This is a genomic window from Micromonospora sp. ANENR4 (genome assembly GCF_015354395.1).
Taxonomy (GTDB): Bacteria; Actinomycetota; Actinomycetes; order Mycobacteriales; family Micromonosporaceae; genus Micromonospora; species Micromonospora aurantiaca.
The window spans coordinates 1-23201 of record NZ_JADKYQ010000024.1; the positions used below are offsets into that span (position 1 = coordinate 1).

At 73.8% G+C, this 23201-nt stretch carries 25 protein-coding genes and 1 tRNA gene; 22 read left to right on the top strand and 4 right to left on the bottom strand.

What is annotated here, in order from left to right; translation table 11 throughout:
• Positions 1-667 precede the first annotated feature (667 nt).
• The 10 genes from IRY44_RS28995 (at position 668) to IRY44_RS29045 (ending at position 12085) form a co-directional block, all read left to right on the top strand.
• Positions 668-1258, top strand: a complete 591-nt coding sequence (locus tag IRY44_RS28995; RefSeq protein ID WP_194803335.1) for a hypothetical protein — start codon at positions 668-670, stop codon at positions 1256-1258.
• 299 nt (positions 1259-1557) lie between these two features.
• Entirely contained in the window at positions 1558-4881 is a 3324-nt protein-coding gene (gene fdh, locus IRY44_RS29005; RefSeq protein ID WP_228533040.1) for a formate dehydrogenase, read from the top strand.
• Positions 4874-5917, top strand: coding sequence for a 4Fe-4S dicluster domain-containing protein (locus IRY44_RS29010; protein WP_194803338.1), 1044 nt, complete (start codon positions 4874-4876; stop codon positions 5915-5917). Before fdh ends, IRY44_RS29010 begins: the two co-directional genes overlap by 8 nt.
• Positions 5914-7089, top strand: a complete 1176-nt coding sequence (gene nrfD, locus IRY44_RS29015) for an NrfD/PsrC family molybdoenzyme membrane anchor subunit (protein ID WP_194803339.1) — start codon at positions 5914-5916, stop codon at positions 7087-7089. Before IRY44_RS29010 ends, nrfD begins: the two co-directional genes overlap by 4 nt.
• A 45-nt stretch (positions 7090-7134) precedes the next feature.
• A tRNA-Sec gene (locus IRY44_RS29020) sits at positions 7135-7230 on the top strand.
• A gap of 24 nt (positions 7231-7254) precedes the next feature.
• On the top strand, positions 7255-8547 hold the full coding sequence (gene selA / locus IRY44_RS29025; RefSeq protein ID WP_194803340.1) for an L-seryl-tRNA(Sec) selenium transferase: 1293 nt from the start codon (positions 7255-7257) through the stop codon (positions 8545-8547).
• 5 nt (positions 8548-8552) lie between these two features.
• Positions 8553-10316: a selenocysteine-specific translation elongation factor gene (selB, locus tag IRY44_RS29030; protein ID WP_194803341.1), complete on the top strand. Its 1764-nt coding sequence runs from the start codon at positions 8553-8555 to the stop codon at positions 10314-10316.
• Between the two features lie 45 nt (positions 10317-10361).
• Positions 10362-10559, top strand: a complete 198-nt coding sequence (locus IRY44_RS29035) for a hypothetical protein (protein WP_030503909.1) — start codon at positions 10362-10364, stop codon at positions 10557-10559.
• The gene (locus IRY44_RS29040) at positions 10559-11836 is read left to right on the top strand and encodes a hemolysin family protein (RefSeq protein WP_194803342.1); all 1278 of its coding nucleotides are present in this window, start codon (positions 10559-10561) and stop codon (positions 11834-11836) included. The genes IRY44_RS29035 and IRY44_RS29040 overlap by 1 nt, the downstream gene beginning before the upstream one ends.
• 66 nt (positions 11837-11902) lie before the next feature.
• Positions 11903-12085: a hypothetical protein gene (locus tag IRY44_RS29045; protein WP_194803387.1), complete on the top strand. Its 183-nt coding sequence runs from the start codon at positions 11903-11905 to the stop codon at positions 12083-12085.
• A 3-nt stretch (positions 12086-12088) separates the two neighbouring features.
• Here the strand turns inward: IRY44_RS29045 and IRY44_RS29050 are convergent, their stop codons facing one another.
• Complete coding sequence (locus IRY44_RS29050; RefSeq protein WP_194803343.1) at positions 12089-12745, bottom strand: hypothetical protein; 657 nt, start codon at positions 12743-12745, stop codon at positions 12089-12091.
• A gap of 127 nt (positions 12746-12872) precedes the next feature.
• On the opposite strand from IRY44_RS29050, the gene IRY44_RS29055 reads away from it, so the two are divergent.
• Positions 12873-13073, top strand: a complete 201-nt coding sequence (locus tag IRY44_RS29055; RefSeq protein WP_194803344.1) for a hypothetical protein — start codon at positions 12873-12875, stop codon at positions 13071-13073.
• Here IRY44_RS29055 and IRY44_RS29060 read toward each other — a convergent pair.
• From IRY44_RS29060 to IRY44_RS29070, 3 genes are all read right to left on the bottom strand, one after another.
• Complete coding sequence (locus tag IRY44_RS29060; protein ID WP_194803345.1) at positions 13070-13543, bottom strand: hypothetical protein; 474 nt, start codon at positions 13541-13543, stop codon at positions 13070-13072. The two genes, IRY44_RS29055 and IRY44_RS29060, sit on opposite strands and share 4 nt — an antisense overlap.
• Positions 13540-13749 (bottom strand): hypothetical protein, encoded by a 210-nt coding sequence (locus IRY44_RS29065; protein WP_013286381.1) that lies wholly within the window; start codon positions 13747-13749, stop codon positions 13540-13542. Before IRY44_RS29065 ends, IRY44_RS29060 begins: the two co-directional genes overlap by 4 nt.
• Positions 13750-13886: 137 nt before the next feature.
• Positions 13887-14720: a universal stress protein gene (locus IRY44_RS29070; RefSeq protein WP_194803346.1), complete on the bottom strand. Its 834-nt coding sequence runs from the start codon at positions 14718-14720 to the stop codon at positions 13887-13889.
• A 127-nt stretch (positions 14721-14847) separates the two neighbouring features.
• Here IRY44_RS29070 and IRY44_RS29075 point away from each other — a divergent pair, with 127 nt between their 5' ends.
• The 11 genes from IRY44_RS29075 (at position 14848) to IRY44_RS29125 (ending at position 23133) form a co-directional block, all read left to right on the top strand.
• The gene (locus tag IRY44_RS29075; RefSeq protein ID WP_194803347.1) at positions 14848-15594 is read left to right on the top strand and encodes an SAM-dependent methyltransferase; all 747 of its coding nucleotides are present in this window, start codon (positions 14848-14850) and stop codon (positions 15592-15594) included.
• A 99-nt stretch (positions 15595-15693) separates the two neighbouring features.
• Positions 15694-16881, top strand: coding sequence for a PP2C family protein-serine/threonine phosphatase (locus IRY44_RS29080; RefSeq protein WP_194803348.1), 1188 nt, complete (start codon positions 15694-15696; stop codon positions 16879-16881).
• A 48-nt stretch (positions 16882-16929) separates the two neighbouring features.
• A complete protein-coding gene (locus IRY44_RS29085) occupies positions 16930-17400 on the top strand; it encodes a MarR family transcriptional regulator (protein WP_194803349.1) in 471 nt (156 codons plus the stop codon).
• A 307-nt stretch (positions 17401-17707) separates the two neighbouring features.
• Positions 17708-18346 (top strand): CDP-alcohol phosphatidyltransferase family protein, encoded by a 639-nt coding sequence (locus tag IRY44_RS29090; RefSeq protein WP_370585036.1) that lies wholly within the window; start codon positions 17708-17710, stop codon positions 18344-18346.
• Positions 18343-19329 (top strand): DUF881 domain-containing protein, encoded by a 987-nt coding sequence (locus IRY44_RS29095; protein ID WP_194803351.1) that lies wholly within the window; start codon positions 18343-18345, stop codon positions 19327-19329. Before IRY44_RS29090 ends, IRY44_RS29095 begins: the two co-directional genes overlap by 4 nt.
• Complete coding sequence (locus IRY44_RS29100) at positions 19326-19658, top strand: small basic family protein (RefSeq protein WP_007071104.1); 333 nt, start codon at positions 19326-19328, stop codon at positions 19656-19658. The genes IRY44_RS29095 and IRY44_RS29100 overlap by 4 nt, the downstream gene beginning before the upstream one ends.
• A 10-nt stretch (positions 19659-19668) precedes the next feature.
• Complete coding sequence (locus tag IRY44_RS29105; RefSeq protein ID WP_194803352.1) at positions 19669-20601, top strand: DUF881 domain-containing protein; 933 nt, start codon at positions 19669-19671, stop codon at positions 20599-20601.
• A gap of 54 nt (positions 20602-20655) precedes the next feature.
• Positions 20656-21036 carry a glycine cleavage system protein GcvH gene (gene gcvH / locus IRY44_RS29110; RefSeq protein WP_135240202.1) on the top strand — a complete coding sequence of 127 codons (381 nt, stop codon included), beginning with the start codon at positions 20656-20658 and terminating at the stop codon, positions 21034-21036.
• A gap of 216 nt (positions 21037-21252) precedes the next feature.
• Positions 21253-21705, top strand: coding sequence for an FHA domain-containing protein (locus IRY44_RS29115; RefSeq protein ID WP_107076656.1), 453 nt, complete (start codon positions 21253-21255; stop codon positions 21703-21705).
• A 50-nt stretch (positions 21706-21755) separates the two neighbouring features.
• On the top strand, positions 21756-22457 hold the full coding sequence (locus IRY44_RS29120) for a MerR family transcriptional regulator (protein ID WP_194803353.1): 702 nt from the start codon (positions 21756-21758) through the stop codon (positions 22455-22457).
• A gap of 211 nt (positions 22458-22668) precedes the next feature.
• Positions 22669-23133: a bifunctional nuclease family protein gene (locus IRY44_RS29125; protein WP_036311069.1), complete on the top strand. Its 465-nt coding sequence runs from the start codon at positions 22669-22671 to the stop codon at positions 23131-23133.
• Positions 23134-23201: the final 68 nt, after the last annotated feature.

Genomic DNA, 23201 nt, shown 5'->3' on the forward strand with positions numbered 1-23201 from the left:
GGTCAGCTCGTGCCGCCAACTTCATGATCGCCCGTCGTGCCTTCAGCTTGTTCACCTCGCGCGGCTCTCCGCCGGAGATCTTGGAGGATTTCGGCCCCCATGAGGGCCGTTTCCTTCCAAGATCGGACATCATGTGCCGCCAACCTCATGATCGACGCGGCAGGGGCGGCCGAGCGGGCGCGACGTGAGCGGGCGCGACGCGAGTCGGCTAGCGGGCGGGGACGGGCGCAACGTGAGCCGGGGCGGGGGGTCGGGCGCGACGTGAGTGGGGGCGGGAGCAGGCGGCGGACGGCGGGAGTGTGCGTCGGCGGAGTGGGGGAGCGGGCGGGTCGAGGGCGGTGTCCGGGGTGAGTCCGGTGTCCGTTTCGGGGTGGTCGGGGACACCCGGGCGGCGGAATCGGCGGCGGGGCCGGGGCGTTATACCTGGTGAACGACCGCAGCAGCGGCCCCCGCACCCCGAGTACGCGGGCGGCAGCGTCCGGGAATGATCCCGGGCCGGCGGTCGTTGGACATGTCTCCGGCGCGACCAGTGCGCCCCGCACGCCACCCCCGGCGTCCGCGGGCCGCGTGAGAGCAAGGCGCCGGATCCCCCCGAAGACTTCCTTGAGCGCCTGACGGTGCCCACGCATCCACCCCCGGGTGCGTCGACCCCCGAACGGAGCCCACCATGAACAGCATCCTGCGTAAGAGCATCCTCGGTATCGCCGGTCTGACCGTCGCCGGTGGCCTCGCCGCCGGCCCGCTCAACCACGACACCAGCACCCCCACCGCCCGGGACGCCGCGGTCACCACGACGCAGGCCGCCGGCAAGCTGGACAGCGCCGCGCTCATCCCGCACGGTGTTCAGGGCGCCCAGTCCCACATCGACCTGAACGACGAGCAGACCGCCAACGTCAAGGCGATCATCGCGGCGACGAAGAAGGCCGGCATGGACGAGCGTGCCGCGGTCGTCTCCATCGCCACCGCCCTGCAGGAGTCGAAGCTGGAGAACCTCGGCCACCTCGGTGACCGGAACGACCACGACTCGCAGGGCCTGTTCCAGCAGCGCCCCTCCAGTGGTTGGGGCACGGTCGAGCAGATCACCGACCCCGAGTACTCCACCACCGCCTTCCTGAAGGGTCTGAAGCAGGTCGACGGCTGGCGCGACATGCCGCTGACCGCCGCCGCCCAGACCGTCCAGGTGTCGGCCTACCCCGACCACTACGCCCAGTGGGAACAGCAGGCCGCCGACCTGGTCGCCCAGCACTGGAACAGCTGACCCGGCGGTGACCGGGGTCACGACGAGCGAGCGGAAGAACCGTGACCCCGGTACCGTTGTGCAGAGCGTCGGTGTGTCCAGTGTCCCCGGGCCTCACCTAAATTGCCTTCGCGGAATACCGTTCGGCTGGAGCCGCGTCGCGCCACTCGCCGAGAGGCGACATGCACACCGACGCCCAGAGCCGCCCCGGCCATCCGGCCGGGGCGGCTCTGTCTGTGGGCTCGAGTCGCACGCCCCTGGTCGCTGGCCTAGGGTTACAGGCAGAGGTGAGCCGTTCTCGACGGAGAGGGGGTGCGCGGATGGGTTTCAAGACGTTCATCCAGGGGTGGCCGGTCTACCGGCAACTCACCGGCACCGACCCGCTCGGTCGCGGCGCCGCCGCCCAGTCGGCCCGCTCCGCGGAGCTGAGCCCTCGCACCGAGACCGCCGACGGCATGGCCCGCTCGGTCTGCCCGTACTGCGCGGTCGGCTGCGGGCAGCGCGTCTTCCACTCCGGCGGCAAGGTCACCCAGATCGAGGGCGACCCGGACAGCCCGATCTCGCGCGGCCGGCTCTGCCCGAAGGGCTCGGCCAGCAAGAGCCTGGTGACCAGCCCGCTGCGCCAGACCACTGTCCGCTACCGCCGGCCGTACGCGACCGAGTGGGAAGACCTGGACCTCGACGTCGCGCTCGACATGATCGCCGACCGGATCCTCGCCGCCCGCGCGGACACCTGGGAGGACGTCGACGACGAGGGCCGCCCGCTGAACCGGACGCTGGGCATCTCCAGCCTCGGCGGCGCGACGCTGGACAACGAGGAGAACTACCTCATCAAGAAGCTGTTCACCGCGATGGGGGCACTCCAGATCGAGAACCAGGCCCGTATTTGACACTCCGCCACCGTCCCCGGTCTGGGGACCAGCTTCGGTCGCGGCGGCGCGACGGACTTCCAGCAGGATCTCGCCAACGCTGACGTCATCATCATCCAGGGCTCGAACATGGCCGAGGCCCACCCGGTGGGCTTCCAGTGGGTGATGGAGGCGAAGAAGCGCGGCGCGAAGGTCTTCCACGTCGACCCGCGGTTCACACGTACCAGCGCGCTCGCCGACACGTACCTGCCGATCCGCGCGGGCACGGACATCGCGCTGCTCGGCGGCGTGGTGCGCTACATCCTGGAGAACGAGCTGGACTTCCGGGAGTACGTGCTGGCGTACACCAACGCGGCGAACATCGTCAGCGAGCAGTTCGCCGACACCGAGGACCTGGACGGCCTGTTCTCCGGCTACAACCCGGACACCGGCTCGTACGACCACGCGAGCTGGCAGTACGAGGGCCAGGAGGACAATGCCAAGGCCCGGGGCACCGGCAAGGAACGTGACTCGGCCTCCGGGCTGGAGCACGAGTCGCACGGCGAGCCGGTGCCGGCGCAGGCCCCGCGGGACGAGACGTTGCAGCACCCGCGCTGCGTCTACCAGATCCTGAAGCGGCACTTCGCCCGCTACACCCCGGAGATGGTGGCGCGCGTGTGCGGCATCCCGGAGGAGAAGTTCCTCGAGCTGGCGCGCGCCTGGACGGAGAACTCGGGCCGGGAACGCACCGGCGCGCTCGTCTACTCGGTCGGCTGGACGCAGCACAGCGTGGGCGTGCAGTACATCCGGACCGGCTCGATCATCCAGACGCTGCTGGGCAACATGGGCCGCCCGGGCGGCGGCATCCTGGCGCTGCGCGGGCACGCCAGCATCCAGGGCTCCACCGACATCCCGACGCTGTTCAACCTGCTGCCCGGCTACCTGCCGATGCCGCACCACGCCGACCACCCGACGTTCGACAAGTGGGTGGACAGCATCCGGCACCCGGGCCAGAAGGGCTTCTGGGGCAACTCGCGGGCGTTCGCGGCGAGCCTGCTCAAGGCGTACTGGGGTGACGCGGCGACGCCGGAGAACGACTTCTGCTACGGGTACATGCCCCGGATGACCGGCGACCACGGCACGTACCAGCAGGTCCTGAACATGATCGACGGCAAGGTGAAGGGCTACTTCCTGCTCGGCCAGAACCCGGCTGTCGGCTCCGCGCACGGCCGGGCCCAGCGTCTGGGCATGGCCAACCTGGACTGGCTCGTCGTCCGCGACCTGTTCATGATCGAGAGCGCCACGTTCTGGAAGAACGGCCCGGAGGTCGCCACCGGCGAGATCGTGCCGGAGGAGTGCCGGACCGAGGTGTTCTTCCTGCCGGCGGCCTCGCACGTGGAGAAGGAGGGCACCTTTACCCAGACGCAGCGGCTGCTGCAGTGGCGGGAGAAGGCCGTCGACCCGCCGGGCGACGCCCGCTCCGAGCTGTGGTTCTTCTACCACCTCGGCCGGGTGCTGCGGGAGAAGCTGGCCGGTTCCACCGCGCGCCGCGACCGGGCGCTGCTGGACCTGGCCTGGGACTACCCCACGCACGGTCCGCACGCGGAGCCGAGCGCCGAGGCGGTGCTCAGGGAGATCAACGGGTACGAGGTGGCGACCGGCCGCCTGCTGAACGCGTTCGGCGAGGCCCGCGACGACGGCTCCACGGCGATCGGCTGCTGGATCTACTCCGGCGTCTACGCCGACGGCGTGAACCAGGCGGCCCGCCGCCGGTCCCGCCACGAGCAGGACTGGGTGGCCGCCGAGTGGGGCTGGGCGTGGCCGGCGAACCGCCGCACGCTCTACAACCGCGCCTCCGCCGACCCGGAGGGCCGGCCGTGGAGCGAGCGGAAGAAGTACGTCTGGTGGGATCCGGACGCCGGCGAGTGGACCGGGTACGACGTGCCGGACTTCGAGAAGACGAAGCCGCCGTCGTACCGGCCGCCCGAGGGCGCCTCCGGCCCGGCCGCGCTCGCCGGTGACGACCCGTTCGTCATGCAGGGCGACGGCAAGGCGTGGCTGTACGCGCCGAGCGGCGTCCTGGACGGCCCGCTACCGACGCACTACGAGCCGGCCGAGTCGCCGATGCGCAACCCGCTCTACGGTCAGCAGGCCAACCCGACCCGCAAGATCTACGAGCATCCGATCAACCGGATGAACCCGAGTCCGCCGGAGCCGCACAGCCAGGTCTTCCCGTACGTGTTCACGGTCAGCCGCCTCACCGAGCACCACACGGCCGGTGGGATGAGCCGTACCGTGCCGCGCCTGGCGGAGCTGCAACCGGAGATGTTCGTCGAGGTGTCCCCGGAGCTGGCCGGCGAGCTCGGGCTGGCCCACCTGGGCTGGGCGCATCTGATCAGCGGCCGCGCGGTGATCGAGGCGCGGGTACTGGTCACCGACCGGCTCACCCCGCTGCGGGTGGACGGCCGGATCATCCACCAGGTCTGGTTGCCGTACCACTTCGGCACCGAGGGCCTGGTCACCGGCGACTCGGCGAACGACCTGTTCGGCATCACGCTGGACCCGAACGTGCTCATCCAGGAGAGCAAGGTCGGCACCTGCGACATCCGGCCCGGCCGTCGTCCCACCGGTCCGCCGCTGCTGGACCTGGTCGGCGACTACCAGCGGCGGGCCGGGATGACGCCGGATCGGAAGATCCCGGTGGTGACCACCGACGCCGTAGGCGGGGACGACGCCGCCGGCAGCACCGACGAGCAGTCGGCCGCCGCGCACCAGGACGGGGATCGGGATGCCTGACGCCAACAGCCTGTACGGCCCGCTCGATCCGGCCCCGGACGCGGGCTGGGTCGACGCGCCGCCCCGGATGGGTTTCTTCACCGACACCAGCGTCTGCATCGGCTGCAAGGCGTGCGAGGTGGCCTGCAAGGAGTGGAACGGCGTCCCGGACTCGGGTTTCGACCTGCTCGGCATGTCGTACGACAACACCGGCGCGCTCACCGCGAACTCGTGGCGGCACGTCGCGTTCATCGAGCAGCCCCGCCCGGCCGGGCACCGCACGCCGCCGTTCGCCGGCGACCCGACCGGCCCGGCGATCAGCCCGGCGTCGGCGGCGGCCGGGGCGGGCACGGCACCCGACACGGGTACGAATCCCGGTCTGCCGCCGGGGCGGCCGGAGGCGGCGGCGCGGATGGCGGCCGGTCCGGAGTTCCTCGGTATGCCCGGCGCCCAGCCGCCCGGGCGGGACAGCGGCGCGGAGTCCCGCACCGACTTCCGCTGGCTGATGATGTCCGACGTGTGCAAGCACTGCACGCACGCGGCCTGCCTGGACGTGTGCCCGACCGGTTCGCTGTTCCGCACCGAGTTCGGCACGGTGGTGGTGCAGGAGGACATCTGCAACGGCTGCGGCTACTGCATCTCCGCCTGCCCGTACGGCGTGATCGACCAGCGCAAGGGCGACGGCCGGGCGTGGAAGTGCACGCTGTGCTACGACCGGATCGGCGCGGGCATGACGCCCGCCTGCGCGCAGGCGTGCCCGACCGAGTCGATCCAGTACGGCCCGCTCGACGAGCTGCGGGAACGGGCCGCCACGCGGGTCGCCGCGCTGCACGAGCGCGGCGTGCCGGAGGCCCGGCTGTACGGCCACGACCCGACCGATGGCGTCGGTGGCGACGGCGCGTTCTTCCTGCTGCTCGACGAGCCGGAGGTGTACGGGTTGCCGCCGGACCCGGTGGTCACCACCCGGGACCTGCCGAAGATGTGGAAGCGGGCCGGGTTCGCCGCCGTGGCCATGGCGGCGGCTGCCGTCGCCGCGTTCGTCGGAGGATCGTCGTGAGCCCGGACCGCCCGGTCGGTGACCTGTTCCGCCGCTTCCGCGAGCGCCTGTCCACGGGACCGGAGGACCGTGGCGCCGCCGAGCGGGAGAACGGCAGCCGGGCCACCGCCGCCGGTCCCGGTGTGGGACGCACCGACGCGGGTTCCCGCGACGCCGGCCTGGCCCCGCACCCGCCCCGCGACGCGGCCCCGCGCCGACGCCGGGGCGGCAAGGGCGGCGGGGAGCAGCTCAACGTCCCGCCGGCCGAGTTCACCTCCTACTACGGCCGGCCCGTCCTCAAGCCGCCGGTGTGGCGGTGGGACATCGCCGCGTACCTGTTCACCGGCGGCCTCGCCGCCGGCTCGTCGCTGCTGGCCGCGGGCGGGCAGCTCACCGGCCGCCCGGCGCTGCGCCGCGCCGGCCGGGTCACCGCCCTGGCGGCGGTGGGCGCGAGCACGTACTTCCTGGTGAACGACCTGGGCCGGCCGTCGCGCTTCCACCACATGCTGCGGGTGGCGAAGGTGACCTCACCGATGTCGGTGGGCACCTGGATCCTCAGCGTGTTCGGCCCGGCCGCCGGGGTCGCGGCGATCGCCGAGGCGGCTCCGCTGCTGCCCGAGCGTGGCGTGCTGGGGCTCAGCCGCCGGCTGCTGCCGCCGGCCGGGCACGCCGCCGGTGTGGTCGCCGCCGTCACCGCGCCGGCGCTCGCCACGTACACCGGTGTGCTGCTGGCGGACACGGCGGTGCCGTCGTGGCACGAGGCGTACCCGGAACTGCCGGCCATCTTCGCGGGCAGCGCGCTGGCCAGCGGCGCCGGTGTCGGGCTGGTGGCCGCGCCCTGCGCCCAGGCCGGTGCGGCGCGGCGCCTCGCGGTCGCGGGCGCGGCGATGGAGCTGTGGGGTTCGCACCGGGTGGAGAACCGGCTCGGCCTGCTCAGCGAGCCCTATACGCAGGGCACGCCCGGCAAGCTGTTGCGCGCGGGCCGGGCGCTTACCGCCGCCGGTGTCGTCGGCGCGCTGGTCGGCCGGCGCAGCCGGATGCTGTCCGCGCTGTCCGGCGGTGCGCTGATCGCCGCGTCGGTGTGCACCCGGTTCGGGATCTTCCACGGTGGGGTCGCGTCGGCGCGCGACCCGCGGTACACGGTCGTGCCGCAGCGCGAACGCGCCGACCGGCGGGCCGCCGACCAGGTCTGACACCTCCCCGGGCGGCCCGCGCCGCGCTGTGGTTGACTGCTGAGTGGAGGCGTTCAGGCGGCTGGTGCCCCTCCCGGTCTTCAAAACCGGTGTGGTCCGGGACCCGGGCCAGGCGGGTTCGATTCCCGTCCGTCTCCGCCAAGTACCGTTCCCGGGAGTGCGCCGATGCGTGAGGTCGACCCGCGACGGCGGGTGCCGCGCACCGACGCGCTGCTCGCCGATCCCGCGCTGGCCGCCGCCGCCGCGACGCTCGGCCGCGACCGGGTCAAGGCCGCGATCGTCAGCGCGCAGACCCGCGCGCGGCGCGGCGAGCTGACCCCCGATCAGGTACGCGACGCGGCGCTGGCGGACCTGCCCGGCCGTACGCCCCGCCCGGTGCTCAACGCCACCGGCGTCGTGCTGCACACCAACCTGGGCCGCGCCCCGCTCGCCCCGTCGGCGGTGGATGCGCTGGTCGCCGCCGCCGGGCACACCGACGTGGAGCTGGACCTGCGGACCGGCCGGCGGGCACGGCGCGGCCGGGAGGCGCTGGACGCGCTCGCCGCGGCGGTGCCCGACGCGGGGGCGGTGCACGTGGTGAACAACGGCGCGGCGGCGCTGGTGCTGGCCGCGACCGCGCTTGCGGCCGGCCGGGAGATCGTGGTCAGCCGCGGTGAACTGGTCGAGATCGGCGACGGGTTCCGCCTGCCCGACCTGCTGGCCAGCACCGGCGCGCGGCTGCGCGAGGTGGGCACGACCAACCGCACCACGCGCGCCGACTACGAGGCGGCGATCGGCGAGCGCACCGGCTTCGTGCTCAAGGTGCATCCGTCGAACTTCGTGGTCACCGGCTTCACCTCGGCGGTGCCGGTGGCGGAGCTGGCCACGCTCGGCGTGCCGGTGGTGGCCGACATCGGGTCGGGCCTGCTCGCACCGGACCCGCTGCTGCCCGACGAGCCGGACGCGGCCACCACGCTGCGCGCGGGCGCGCACCTGGTCACCGCCAGCGGCGACAAGCTGCTCGGCGGCCCGCAGGCCGGTCTGCTGCTGGGCGACGCCGACCTGGTGCAGCGGCTGCGCCGGCACCCCCTCGCCCGGGCGCTGCGGGTCGACAAGCTCACCCTCGCCGCGCTCGCCGCCACCCTGTACGCGCCGTCCACGCCCACCCGGGACGCGCTGCACGCCGACCCGGTCCGGCTGCGGGAGCGGCTGGAACGGCTGCGGGACCGGCTCGGTGAGGACGGCTGCAAGGCCGAGGTGGTGCCGTCGGCTGCGGTCGTCGGCGGCGGCGGGGCACCGGGCGTGGAACTGGACTCGTGGGCGCTGAGCCTGCCCGAGCGGTACGCCGAGCCGCTGCGCACCGGCGACCCGGCGATCCTCGGCCGGGTGCTGCACGGGCGGCTCCTGCTGGACCTGCGCGCCGTGCCGGACGGCGCCGACGAGCGGGTCCGCGCCGCCGTGCTGAGCGTGGAGGACTGACCGGCATGTTCGTGGTGGCGACCGCCGGGCACGTCGACCACGGCAAGTCCACGCTGGTGCGGGCGCTGACCGGGATGGAACCGGACCGGTGGGCGGAGGAACGCCGCCGCGGCATGACCATCGACCTGGGCTTCGCCTGGACCACGCTGCCGTCGGGCGGCACGATCGCGTTCGTCGACGTACCCGGGCACGAGCGGTTCGTGCCGAACATGCTCGCCGGCGTCGGCCCGGTCCCGGCCGCGCTGATCGTGGTGGCCGCCGACGAGGGCTGGATGCCGCAGTCCGCCGAGCACCTGGCCGCGCTGGACGCGCTGGGCGTGTCGTACGGGCTGCTCGCGGTGACCCGCGCCGACCTGGCCGATCCCGGGCCGGCGGCGGCGCGGGCCCGCACGGAGATCGCCGCGACCTCGCTCGGTGAGGTGGAGGCGGTGTCGGTCTCCGCGGTCACCGGCGCCGGGCTGCCCGAGCTGCGTGCCGCGCTCGATCGCCTGACCGCCCGGCTGCCCGACCCGGCCCGGGACACCCCGGTGCGGCTCTGGGTGGACCGCGCGTTCACCGTGCGCGGCAGCGGCACGGTGGTCACCGGCACGCTCGGCGGTGGACGGCTGCGTGTGGGCGACGAGCTGGAGCTGGCCGCCACCGGCGAGGCGGTGCGGGTACGCGGACTGCACTCCCTCGGTGTCGCGCATACCGAGGTCGACGCGGTGGCCCGGGTCGCGGTGAACCTGCGCGGCCTGCCCCGGGACCGGGTCGGGCGCGGCGACGCGCTGCTCAGCCCCGGCCGGTTCGGGCGTACCGACCTGCTCGACGTGCGGCTGTCCGGCGACCCGGCCGCCGACCTGCCGGCCACGCTCACGCTGCACGTGGGCGCGGCGGCGGTGCCCGCCCGGGTCCGGCCGCTGGGCCCGGACACGGTACGGCTGCGCCTGGCCCGTCCGCTGCCGCTGCTGATCGGCGACCGGGCGCTGCTGCGCGACCCCGGGCGGCACCACGTCGCGGGCGGCGTGACGGTGCTGGACGTGGACCCGCCGCCGCTGCGCCGGCGGGGCGCGGCCGCCGCCCGCGCGGCGGTGCTGGCCGGCCTGGACGGGCGGCCGGACCTGCCCGGCGAGCTGCGGCGACGGCGGCTGATCCGGGCCGGGGACCTGACCCGGATGGGCGTGGCGCCGGTCGCGACGCCGGTGGCCGGGCAGTGGCTTGCCGACCCGGAGCACTGGCGGGACCTGGGCCGCCGCCTCACCGAGGAGGTGACCCGGTACGCCGCCGAGCATCCGCTCGCCGCGGGCGTACCCGTCGACGTGCTGCGGCACCGGCTCGACCTGCCCGACCGTGCCCTGGTGACGGCGCTGCTGCGCCCGCCGCTGCGGCTGCGCGACGGCCTGGTCACCGCCGCCCCGCAGGGCACGCTGCCGGACCCGGTGGCCCGGGCGGTGGACCGGGTCCGGGCCGAGTACGGCGACCGCCCGTTCCAGGCCCCCGAGGCGCACCACCTGGCCGACCTCGGGCTGGGTCCCCGCGAGATCGGCGCCGCGGTACGCGCCGGCGCGCTGCTGAAGCTCGCCGAGAACGTGGTGCTGCTGCCCGGCGCCCCGGACGACGCGGTGCGCGTACTCGCCGGGCTGCCGCAGCCGTTCACGCTCAGCGCCGCCCGGCAGGCGCTCGGCACCACCCGCCGGGTTGCGGTGCCGCTGCTGGAGCTGCTGGACCGGCGCGGCGCCACCCGCCGGCTGCCCGACGACGCCCGCGAGGTGGTCCACCCGCCCGGGTGAGCCAACAGGCGTCGCCCGCCCGCCCCGGTCACCTACCGTGGCGCCATGGACCCTTCCGCGGTCTGGCGGGACAAGAACCACAAGTGGCGGATCGAGGCGTACCGGGCACCGGACCTGCGTTTCGCCATCTACGCCACGAACGGCCCCACCGAGTCGGCGCCGTTGTGGCTGTTCGGGATGGCCGCGCTGGCCCGCTGGCTGATGACCCACGCGATCTCACTGGACGACCTGGAGACGGACTGATGGGTGTCCAGGTCGCGCTGGTGCTGGTGCTGATCCTCGTGAACGCCGCCCTGTCCGGCAGCGAGATGGCGCTGGTGAGCCTGCGGGAGGGGCAGCTGCGCCGGCTGTCGCGCTCCGGGCGGGCCGGGGCGCGACTGAGCCGCCTAACCCGCGAACCGAACCGCTATCTGGCCACCATCCAGCTCGGCATCACGCTCGCCGGGTTCCTCGCCTCGGCCGCCGCCGCGGTCACGCTCGCCGAGCCGCTCGTCGGCCCGCTGGGCTTCCTCGGCGGGGCCGCCCGCCCGGTCGCGGTGTTCCTGGTGACGCTGCTGCTGACGTTCCTCACGCTCGTGGTGGGCGAGCTGGCGCCCAAACGGCTGGCCATGCAGACGGCGGAACGGTGGGCGCTGATCAGCGCCGCGCCGCTGGACCTGCTGGCCCGGCTGTCCCGGCCGGCGGTGTGGCTGCTCGGCCGCTCCACCGACCTGCTGGTCCGGCTCGCCGGCGGCGACCCGCGCGCCAGCCGGGAGGAGGTGACCGAGGAGGAATTGCGGGAGATGCTGGTCAGCCAGCGTGGCCTGTCCGCCCAGCAGCGGGAGATCCTCGCCGGGGCGTTCGACATCGCCGGCCGTACGCTGCGGGAGATCCTGGTCGCGCGCCGCGACGTGACCACGCTGCCCGCCGACCTGCCGGCGGCCGAGGCGATGCGCCGCCTCGCGGCCACCGGCCGGTCCCGGGCGCCGGTGATCGGACCCGGCGGGCTCGACGACGTCCGCGGCACCGTGCACATCCGCGACCTGGTGGACGCCGACGGGGCGCGCGTCGGCGACCGGGCCCGCCCGCCGGTGCTCCTGCCGGGCACGCTGCCGGTGGCCGACGCGATGCGGCAGCTGCGCCAGCGACACGAGCAGCTCGCGCTGGTGGTCGACGAGTACGGCGGCGTGGACGGCCTGGTCACCATGGAGGACCTGCTCGAGGAGGTCGTCGGCGAGCTGTACGACGAGACCGACCGGGACGTGCGCCGCGCCGTGCGGGAGCCGGACGGCGCGCTGCTGCTGCCGGGCGACTTCCCGCTGCACGACCTGCCCGACGTGGGCGTCCGCGTGACGTTCCCGCTGTCGCGGGAGTACACCACGGTGGCCGGGCTGGTGCTGGCCGGGCTGGGCCGGCTGCCCGAGGGCCCGGGGGAGCGGGTGCGGCTGCCCGGCCTCACCGTCGAGGTGGTCGAGGTGGCCGGACGGGCGATCCGCCGGGTCCGGCTGCGCGGCCCCGCCGTCGGCCGCAGCCCGGACTGACACCCGGACGGGGGACAACCGCCCGATCCCTGTCCCGCGCCCGGCCGCCGATCGTACGGTGCGGGCGTGAAGGACCGAGGAATGCGGACGTTCATCACCGTGCTCGCCGGGCTGGCCGTGATCTACTTCGGCTTCACCGGAAGCCGCGACAGTGGCGGGGAGGGCGGCGTCTCCGGCGGCGTGGTGCTGCTCGCGCTGCTCGCCTCGCTGCTGGCCTGGAACCTGACCAAACCCGGCCCGGCCAAGTAGCCCTCAGTGGGCCGTGGCGGCGCTGCGGCTCACCTCGCCCGCCGACTCCTCGCCCAGGGCGACCCGCACCAGCGCCGACGCGAGCCGGCCGAAGTCGGCCTCGCCGACCAGCCCGACCAGCTCACCAGGGCTCGCGGGCAGGCCCAGCCGTTTCGCCCCGGCGAGCGTGCGCCGGTCGGCGTACGGGCGTACGTCCGGCCACACCGACTGCGCCTCGCGCAGGAAGATGTCCGCACCGGTGGGGCCGATGCCGGGGAACTCGGTGAGCAGTCGGCGCAGCACGGCCCGGTCCGCGTCGGCCTCCTCGTGCAGCCGGCGCAGGTCGCCGTGCCAGCGGTCCAGGCACAGCCGGGCGCCGGTGCCGAGCATGGTCGCGGTCCGCTCGTCGTAGCGCCGGTAGTGGCCCCGGCCCAGCGCGTCGACCCGGTCCTGCCAGGTCGCCGCCTCCATCGCCTGCGGGGTGCGGTAGCCCGCCGTGAACAGCTCCCGGGCGGCGGCCACCGCCACCGAGGCCCGGATCCGGGTGCTCAGCAGCGTGGTGAGCACCAGCAGCTGGTAGAGCGGGCCGGGCCGGTCCGCGAGGGCGATGCCGGCCTCCTCCGCGTACGTGCGGGACTGCCGGTCCAGCAGGGCCCGGGCGACGTTGCGATCGTCTGGCATCCACCCGGGTTACCCGCCCCGGCCCGGGCCAGACCCCCGAGCCGATCCGGAATGCGCCGGGCGGCGACGGGTACGCGGGCCGGGTGCGCGGTCGACGGCCGCGCGCTCCACCGGGAAGGAGAGACCCGTGGTCAAGCCGCAGCAGGAGGAACTGCGCCGGAACGACCTCGGCGCCACCAGTCAGGACAGCCGCAAGACGGCCACCCAGGCGGGCGGCCGTTCGCGTGGCAGTGGCACGTCGAACGCCGATGCGGGACGCCCCGTCCCCAGAGGACAGGTGTCGCCGTACGGCCCGGCCGGTGAGCCGGTGGCCGACGACGAGAGCTAACCGCGAGCCGACGTCGGCCGCAGCCGCCGCCAGGTGGCTGCGGCCGACAGCCCGTACGCCAGGTGCGGGATCAGGTCCGAGATCCAGTCGCTGCGCCGCCAGGTGCGTGGGTCGGTCACGCCGAGCGCTGTCATCGAGCCGTCCGAGGTGGCCATCACCCCACCGCCGAGCAGCACCGTGGCCAGCGGCAACGGCATCCGCCGCCGTGCGGCGAGCAGGCCGAACGCTGCGCCCGCGGCGATGCCGGTGGCGTAGCCGAGCAACGGCCCCAGACCGGAGCGGCGGTTCGCCGCCTCGTCGCCGGGGCCCAGATCGACGTGCGTGACGTCGGCCAGCCGTCCGGCGACCGATTCGGGGGTGCTGCTGGCCGGCCGGGCCCGCAGCGCCATGTCGAGGTACGAGACCGCGTTGAGGACGGCGCTGCCGACGGCGCCCGCGATGGCGCCGTCGACAACCGCTGCCGTCCTCACTTCGGGTCACCCGGTTCCCGGTTCCCCTTGGGGCCGTAGGTCCGTTCGCCCCGGACCACACCGCGTTGGCCCCTGTCGTCCTGGAGGATCCGGTTGGCGACCTGGTTCGCCTCCTTGTCGGACGCCCGTCCGGACTGCTCGACGAGGTCGCGAAGGCGTGCTCGCTGCTTGTCGTACGCGTTGCTGCCCGGCCGTGGTCCTGGCATCTCTGCCTCCTGCGGATCGCTGTCGGCTGACCGTAGGCGTCTACCCGCCCGGGCCGGGACCAACCGTTGCCGGGCGGATCCCCGCCAGGCCGGTCGGGCGGTCGGGCGCCGCTCAGCCGGGGCGCGCGGGCCGCCGCTCAGTCGGCCGCGCGGACCACAGCCACCGGGCAGGCGGAGCGGTGCAGGATCCCCTGGCTCACCGAGCCGAGCAGCAGCCCGCCCAGCTCGCCCCGGCCCTGCCGGCCCACCACGACCAGCTGGGCCTCGGCCGACGCGGCGGTCAGCGCCGCGACCGGTTTGGCGCGTACCGCCTCGGCGTGCACCGGCAGGTCCGGCCACCGTTCGCCGATCCCGGCGAGCGCCTCGGTGAGCACCCGCTCCGCCTCGGCGTCGTCCCGGCCGTGCGGGCGGGCGTGCACCGCGCGCAGCGCGGCGCCGCGCGCGGACGCGGTCTCGGCGGCGAACTCGACAGCGGCGCGCGACGGCGTCGAGCCGTCCAGGCCGGCCACGACCGGGCCGCCGTCGTGGGCGGTGCCGCGCGCGATCAGTACCGGGCAGTCGGCGTACGAGGCGACCTGCACCGCCACCGACCCGATCACGAGCGCGGCGAAGCCACCCAGGCCCCGATCGCCGAGCACGACCAGAGCGGCGGTGGGGGACTCGCCGAGCAGCACCGCTGCCGCCTCCCCGTCGATGATCTCGCCGGTGATGCGCAGCCCCGGCGACTCGGCCTCGGCCACCGCCACCGCGTCGGTGACCAGTTGCTCGGCCTGGTTGCGCAGCCCGGCGCCGGGTGGTGAGCCGGCCGGCGCGGAGACCGGTACGCGCAGCAGCGGCCAGATGAACCCGTGCACGACCCGCAGCGGGCGGTTGCGCAGCCGCGCCTCCCGGGCCGCCAGGCGGACCGCCCGGGTGGCCGGTTCGGAGCCGTCCACCCCGACCACCACCGCGGCCCCGTTCGCCGAGTTCACCAGTACCTCCTCGTGGCGGCGCTCCCGCGGCCAGTATCGCGGCCCGGACGGCGGCCCGGGGCGATACCGCCCGGGGTCGCCCGGTGGGTACGCTGGCGTGCAGCGCCCAGGGGAGGGAGCCCCGTCGATGGATCAGCCGGACGGACCGAGCACCGCCCGCATGATCGACTACTGGCTCGGCGGCCGGCACCACCGCCCGGTGGACGTCGCCGCGGCCGCCGCGTTCGAGGCGGCGTACGGGCCCTGCGCGGCGATCTTCCGGTCGCTGCGCGGATTCCTCGGCCGCACCGTGCGGGCCATGACGGCCGACGGGATCGACGGCTTCCTGGTCTTCGGCGCGGGCGTGCCCACCTGCGGCAACGTGCACGAGGTCGCGCCGGAGGCGACCGTGCTCTACACCGACGTGGACCCGGAGACGGTCCGGCTGGGCCGGAGCCTGCTCGACGGCAGCGACCGGGCCGGGTACGGCTACGGCGACGCCACCGACATCGGGACCGTCGACCGGGCGCTGCTGCACCGGTTCGTGCCGGGCTGGGGGAGACGGCCGGTGGGGGTGGTCTTCCTCGGGCTGGCGGCGTTCCTTGACGACGACACGCTCGCCCGTACGCTCGACGAGCTGTACCAGGCGGTGGCGCCGGGCAGCCGGCTGGCGATCGACTTCGACACCGAGGAACTGGCCGGGCACCCGGAGGCGCTGGCCATGATGGGTCCGGCGTTCCGGATGCGGGCGCCGGAGCGGTTCGCGCCGCTGCTGGGCCGCTGGCAGCCGACCGGCGACGGCATCGTGGCCGTGGCGCGGTGGCGGCCGGCCGGTGAGCCCGAGCCGGTGCCGGACGCGTTCCACGGTGCGCTGGCGGTGCGCCCGGCCGGCTGAGCCGGTCCCCGTCACGCCCGGCCGAGGCGGGGCGTTCGCCGTCGGGCGGCCTTCGTATGATGTTTGCCCTGTAGCAATAGTCGTCATCGGAGGATGAGCATGCCGGAGGCGTCCGGATCGGTGTCGCGTGCCCTGCGCACGGCGCCACCCGACCAGCTGGCGGAGACCGCGGACGCGGTGCTGCGCCAGACGCTCGGGGCCGCGCGGGCGGAGGTGTTCGTCGCCGACTACCGCGCCAGCGGGCTCTGGCCGGTGCTCGACCCGGACGTGCCCGACGGCGGCCCGCTGCTGGCCCACAGCGTCGCGCAGCGCTGTTTCAGCAGTCAGGAGCCGGTGCTGGACATCGTCGAGGAGGGCCGCTGCCGCGCCTACCTGCCGCTGTCGGTGTGGGGGGAGCGGCTCGGCGTGCTGATGGTGGAGCTGCCCGGCGACCCGGACGCCGCCACTGTGGAGGCCGCCCGCGACGCCGCCGGTGAGCTGGCCGTGGCGATCCGCGCGGCCGACCGGGAGACCGACCGCTACCGGCGCGCCCGGCGGCGGGAGCGGCTGAGCATGGCCGCCGAGATGCAGTGGGACCTGTTGCCGGGGCGCAGCGTACGGCTCGGTGACGCGCTGCTCGCCGGGCAGCTCGAACCGGCGTACACCGTGGGCGGTGACCACTTCGACTGGTCGGTGGACGGCGACCGCCTCACCCTCACCGTGCTCAACGGCACCGGCAGCGGGCTGGCCGCGTCGATGCTCACGGCGATGACGGTGAACGCCATGCGCAACGCCCGGCGTTCGGGCGGCAGCCTGGTGGAACAGGCGGAGCTGGCCTCGGACACCATCTACTACCAGCACCGGGGGAGCCGGCACGTGGCCACGCTGCTGCTGGAGCTGGACAGCCGGCGGGGCGTGATGCGCGCGGTGGACGCCGGGTCGCCGCAACTGCTGCGGCTGCGCGGGGGCCGCGTCACACCGATCGCGCTGGAGCAGCAACTGCCGCTGGGCATGTTCGCCGAGACCCGCTACGACGTGCAGGAGTTCACTCTGGAGCCGGGCGATCGCCTCTTCGTGGTCAGCGACGGCGTGTACGCGGCGGAGCCCGACGAGCAGGAGCCGTACGGTGTCCGGGCGATGGCGCGCGCGATGCGGTCGACTCGGCTGCAGCCGGCGACCGAGGCAGTTGGTACGGTGATGCGCGAACTGCATGCGTACCATGCCGACGCGGATCTCCGTGACGACGCGGTCGTCGTCTGCCTGGACTGGCGCGGCTCCAGCCGGTCCGACGACGTGACGGGGCAGTGACGGGGGCGGCGGAGCGGACACGAGCGGGACGATCGCAGGGGACAGCGAGTGGAGCGACCTCCGAATCTTGCCGCGGCCATCGAATCGGCTGCGGAGGCGCTCATCGGTGTGCTCGACTCCGCGACCTCCCGGCACACCGTCAGCGTCTCGCCCACCCAGTTGCGGGTGCTGTCGCTGATCGTGTCGCATCCGGACACCAACGTGAACCGGCTGGCCGAGCTGCTGGACGTGGTCCCGTCGTCGGCGAGCCGGCTCTGCGACCGCCTGGAGGCGGTCGGCCTGCTGCGCCGGGTGGCCGACCCGCGCGACCGGCGGGAGGTGCGGCTGATCCCGACCGCTGCCGCCGACACGCTGCTGCGCGACCTCCAGGAGAGACGGCACCGGGCGGTGCAGGCCGTGCTCGACCGGATGCCGAACCGGGTGCAGCACGAGCTGCTGCTGGCGCTGGTGGCGTTCAGCCAGGCTGCGACGGCCACCGCCCCGCAGGCCGGCTCGGACTCGACCGCCCGTACCGCCTGACCACTCGCACCGTCGTCCGGCCTTCCTTCCACTGCTCAACTAGTGTCCTAGGATGCCTTAGCGGTTGTGACGGTCGACACCGTGACACCACTGAGCAACCACGCAGCGGGCATCCGGGCGAGAACAGCGAGCCCGATATAGTGGCAGCGCAACTGGGCGGCCCGTGATCACCACGAGGACGGGCCGCGTCGGGGAGGTCCCAGCCCGGGATCACAGAGGGCGCCGGCGTCTGACCGGCCGGCAACGCGCACGTCCCTCCAGCGGCCGCTCATCCGGCTGCCGGACCGTGCTGCGAAGGGAGGGTTCGGTGTCGCGTCGGCCGGCTCCAGCGGAGGAACCGGATTCCGGGACCGCCACGGTCGTGGGAGACCGCGTCCTCACGCTGCCCAACCTGATCAGCTTCGTCCGGCTCGTCGGCGTGCCGATCTTCCTCTACCTGTTCCTCGTGGTCCGGGCCGACGTCGCCGCCATCGCGGTGCTCGCCGTGGGCGGCACCAGCGACTGGGTGGACGGCTGGATCGCCCGCCGTCTGGGCCAGGTGAGCCGGCTCGGTGAGCTGCTCGACCCGCTTGCCGACCGCCTCTACATCCTCGCCACGCTGCTCGCCTTCACCGCCCGCGAGGTGGTGCCCTGGCAGTTCACCGGGGCGCTGCTGGCCCGGGAACTGCTGCTGCTGGTGCCCCTCGGTGCGCTGCGCCGCTACGGCTACGGCCCGCCGCCGGTGCACTACGTCGGCAAGACCGCGACGTTCCTGCTGCTCGCGGCGTTCCCGATCCTGCTGCTCGCAGACGCGGTGCCGGACGCCGGCACCGCGGCCGGCGCGATCGGCTGGGGGCTGGCCTGGTGGGGCCTGGTCCTCTACTGGGTCGCCGGCGCGATGTACGTGGTGCAGGCGAGCCGTCTCGTGCGGGCCATGCGGGCTCGGCGTACGGAGGCACCGGCATGACCACGTCGCCGCCGCGGGACGCTCAGAACGAGCGCGACCCCTCGAACCGGGTGTACGCGCCGGACTTCCTGACCGAGCTGTTCCGCAATCCGCTGGACCCGGGATACGGGGACGCGGCCGCGCGTCGGGCGACGGGCTCGATGTCGCGGGTGCGGGAGGTGCTCGGCCGGCCGGTGAGCCTGCTGGTGCTGGCGCTGATCGGGTTCCTGTTCGCGGTGGCGTACCGGGAGACGATGGCGGAGGAGCCGAGCCGCGCGACGGCGCGGGCGGGCCTGGTCGCGGAGATCAAGGGGCGCGAGGCGGAGACCGACCGGTTGACCGAGCGGGCCGAGCAGTTGCGCGAGGATGTCAGCCGGCAGCGGGACGCGACGTTGAGCGGTTCGCAGGCGTCCCGGCTGCGCACGCTGGAGGCGGGTACCGGCCTGGCCCGGGTGCGCGGGGACGGCGTGGTGGTGCGGCTGGCCGACGCGGCGGCGGACCAGGACGGTGTGACGAACGGGGACGCGGGTCCGTCACGGGTGCTGTATTCGGATCTGCAGAAGGTCGCGAACGCGTTGTGGGCGGCGGGTGCCGAGGCGGTGGCGGTGAACGGCCAGCGGTTGACGGCGACGTCGACGATCCGGTCGGCGGGTGAGGCGATCCTGGTGGACTACCGGCCGGTGACGGGTCCGTACGAGGTGCAGGCGATCGGGCCGCGGTCGATGCGGGACCGGTTCGACGAGAGCCGGGCGGCTGCGTTGATGCGTGAGGTGGCGCGGAAGACGGGTCTGTCGTTCGGGGTGAAGCGGGTCGGTGACCTCACCCTGCCGGCGGCGCCGCAGCCGCGGCTACGCTACGCCGAGCCTCCGGCGACCCCGGGTCCGAGCGCGAGTGCGAGTGCGAGTGCGGGTGCGCGCCCGTCGGGTTCGGGTGCCGCCGGTTCGTCGAGTCCCGGGTCGTCCGGCCCGGGTGGTTCTTCCAGCCCTTCGGGAGGTGGCCGATGATCGCGGTGCTGGCGTTGCTCGCCGGTGTGGTGCTCGGGGTGTATCTGGACCCCACGGTGCCGGCGGCGTTGCAGCCGTATCTGCCGATCGCTGTGGTGGCCGCGTTGGACGCGGTGTTCGGTGGGGTGCGGGCGAAGCTGGACCGGATCTTCGACGACAAGCAGTTCGTGGTGTCGTTCATCTCGAACGTGCTGGTGGCGGGTCTGATCGTGTATCTGGGTGACCAGTTGGGCGTGGGCGGTCAGTTGTCCACGGGTGTGGTGGTCGTGCTCGGGGTGCGCATCTTCGGAAACGTGGCGGCGATCCGCCGGCACCTGTTCCGGGCGTAGGTTTGTGGCGATGAGCGAGGAACACAGGGAGACGGGTACCGGGTGGCCGCGGCCGGGGGAGCCGGCGCGGCCGTCGGGTCCGGCGGGTGAGCCGGATCCGCGCCCGGATGCGCCCGATCCGGACGAGTTGAGCCCGTTGGCGCCGGCGGAGCCGGTGCCGGACGAGGCGGTGGAGCCCGCGGAGCGGGAGGCGGTGCCGGAGTCCGAGCCGGAGCCGGGTGCGGCCGCGGGTGCGCCGTCGTTGGCGCGGCGGTTCTCGTCGGCGGGCGCGATGATCGCGGTGTTGCTGGCGTTGCTGGGTTTCACGCTTGTGGTGCAGTTCAAGACGACGTCGACGGATCCGACGCTCGCGGCAGCGCGGGAGGAGGACCTGGTGCGGATCTCGTCGGATCTGGATTCGCGGGAGCGGCGACTGCGCCAGGAGATCGAGTTGCTGGAGGAGAGCCAGCGGCAGCTGCGGTCGGGTGAGCAGGGCCGGCAGGCGGCGCTGGAGGAGGCGACGCGGCGGGCGGACGAGCTGGGCATTCTGGCGGGGACGTTGCCGGCGGTGGGTCCGGGTCTTGAGGTGCGGTTCTCGGGGCCGGCCGAGGCGGTGTCGTCGGCCGGGATCCTGGATGCGGTGCAGGAGCTGCGGGGTGCGGGCGCGGAGGCGATGCAGATCCAGGGTGCGGACGGTACGGCGGCGCGGATCATCGCGTCGACGTATTTCGTGGACGGGCCGGACGGTGCGCTGGTGGTGGACGGGCGGCGGTTGACGGGTCCGTTCACGATCATGGTGATCGGTGACCCGGCGACGATGCGTACGGCGTTGAACATTCCCGGCGGGGTGGTCGCATCGGTGGGGAAGGCCGGCGGTAACGTGACCTCCGAGGATCGTGAGGTTGTGGAGGTTTCGCAGCTGCACGCGCCGATCAAGCTGGACCACGCCCGGCCGGTCTCGTGACCGGTCGCGGCCGCGCCGGTTTCTCCGGTGCACCGATGACGAAGGACGCAGTTGGTGATTCCTGAGGATCTGCGGTACACCGCCGAGCACGAGTGGGTGGTCGGCGGTGACGGTGGTGTCGTCCGCGTCGGTATCACGCACTTCGCGCAGGACGCCCTGGGTGACATCGTGTTCGTGCAGCTGCCGGACGCCGGTGCGGTGGTGGCGGCTGGTGAGTCGCTGGGCGAGATCGAGTCGACGAAGAGCGTGTCGGAGATCTACGCGCCGCTGAGTGGCACGGTGACGGCGCGCAACGAGGCGCTGGCCGACACCCCTGAGGTGATCAACACGGATCCGTACGGTGCGGGGTGGTTGGTGGAGATCACTCCGGACGATCCGGCGGCGGTCGAGGGTCTGCTGACCGCCGATGCGTACCGCGAGCTCACCGAGAGCTGAGTTCGTGCTTGTCCGGGCGGCGGCGAGGTTCCGCGCGTCCGGTTGCCCTGCATTTCGGCGCTGGCTAGGCTCGCCCAGTCGACCGAGAACCAATAGTTTGAGCGTTGCGGAATGCGCCTTCCCGGGCACGGGGAGCCAGCCGCCGGGTGTGGTGTTGCCCGGCGGCCAGACCCGCCATTCCCTGACGCCGACCGAACAGATCCGTGAGGTGGTCCCATGACGCGCCCAGACGACGAGTTCCCCCCGCTCGACGTCACTTCGACGCTCAATCTCGGCTCGCTCGACGAAGTGCTGGAGGGCCCGGACACCGATGTGGTGCCGAGCCGGATGTCCGGTTCGTTGCCGCCGGGTATGGCGTTGCTGGTGGTTCGCCGGGGTCCGAATGCGGGTGCCCGGTTCCTGTTGGACCACGATGTGACGACGAGTGGGCGGCACCCGGACAGTGACATCTTCCTGGACGACGTGACGGTGTCGCGGCGGCACGCGGAGTTCCACCGTGACGCCGGGACGTTCACGGTGCGGGATGTGGGCAGCCTGAACGGCACGTACGTGAATCGTGAGCGGGTCGAGGCGGCGACGCTGAGCAACGGTGACGAGGTGCAGATCGGCAAGTTCCGGGTGGTGTTCATCGCCGGTCCGCGCCCGGAGGAGGAGGCCGGCCGGGGGTGAACGAGCCTGCGGCTTCGACGCCGTCCGGGGCGGCGCGGGCGCCTGCGCTGATGAGTATCGGCGAGGTGCTGGCGCAGTTGCGGCCGGAGTTCCCGGACGTCACGATCTCGAAGTTGCGGTTCCTGGAGGCCGAGGGCCTGGTGGAGCCGCAGCGGACGCCGGCGGGTTATCGGAAGTACGGCTGGGACGATGTGGCGCGGTTGCGGTTCGTGTTGACCGCGCAGCGGGATCAGTACCTGCCGTTGCGGGTGATCCGGGAGCAGTTGGCCCAGTGGGACGGGTCTGGTCCGTCGCCGGGGCGGGGGCGGCCGAATCTGGTGGCTGTGGGTCCGGGTGGTGAGGTTCCGGGCCGGGAGCCGGTGGAGTCGGTCGAGTCGTCGGAGGTGCGGCTGGACCGGGCGGGTCTGATCGCCCGTAGTGGTGTGGAGGAGTCGACGCTCGCGGAGTTGGAGCGGCTGGGTGTGCTGGTGTCGGATCCGCCGGGGTGGTACGACGCGGATGCGTTGATCATCGCGAGTGCGGTGGCGGGTCTGGCGGCGTACGGGCTGGAGCCTCGGCATCTGCGGGCGTACCGGTCGGCGGCGGATCGTGAGGTCGGGTTGTTCGCGCAGCTTGTGGCGCCGCTGGCGCGGCAGAGTGATCCGGCGGCGCGGGCTCGGGCGGCGGAGACGGCGCGGGAGTTGGTGGCGTTGTCGCAGCGGTTGCACGCGGCGTTGGTGCGGGTGGGGCTGCGGTCGACGTTGGGCCGGTGAGGTCGGTGCGAGGGGCCGGGTGCGGTGTGCGCCCGGCCCTTCGTCGTGTGTGGGCGCGGAAAGATCTGGTCCGCGGAGCGTGTCGTAGGCTTGCCGGGGTATGCCCGTCCGGCGAGGCGTGGTGCACGTAGCGCGTGGGACTCCCGTGTCCTGGTCCGTGTACCGTGCAGGGAAGGGCGCGGTGCAAGGTGACGACGACACGGAGGCGGCGGTGCGCGAGCTGAGCGTGGTCGGAGTTCGGGTGGAGTTGCCCAGCAACCAGCCGATCGTCCTGCTGCGGGAGGTCGAGGGGGACCGCTATCTGCCGATCTGGATCGGCGCGGTCGAGGCGACGGCGATCGCTTACGAGCAGCAGGGGGTCAAGCCGGCCCGGCCGTTGACGCACGATCTTCTGCGGGATGTGCTGACGGCGTTGCAGGCGCCGTTGCGGGCGGTGGAGATCACCGAGTTGAAGGAGAACGTGTTCTACGCGGATCTGCTCCTCGGTGACGGTGTGCGGGTGTCGGCGCGGCCGAGTGACTCCATCGCGTTGGCGTTGCGGGTGGGTGCTCCGATTCGTTGTGCGGAGCAGGTCCTCAGCGAGGCGGGGATCGTGATTCCGGACGAGCAGGAGGACGAGGTCGAGAAGTTCCGGGAGTTCCTGGAGCAGGTGCGTCCGGAGGACTTCGCGGGTTGAGGTGTCCCGCCCGGGTGGTGGCGCGGCGTGTCGCGGTGTCTCCTGCGGGTGAAGTGCGGGGGGCGGCG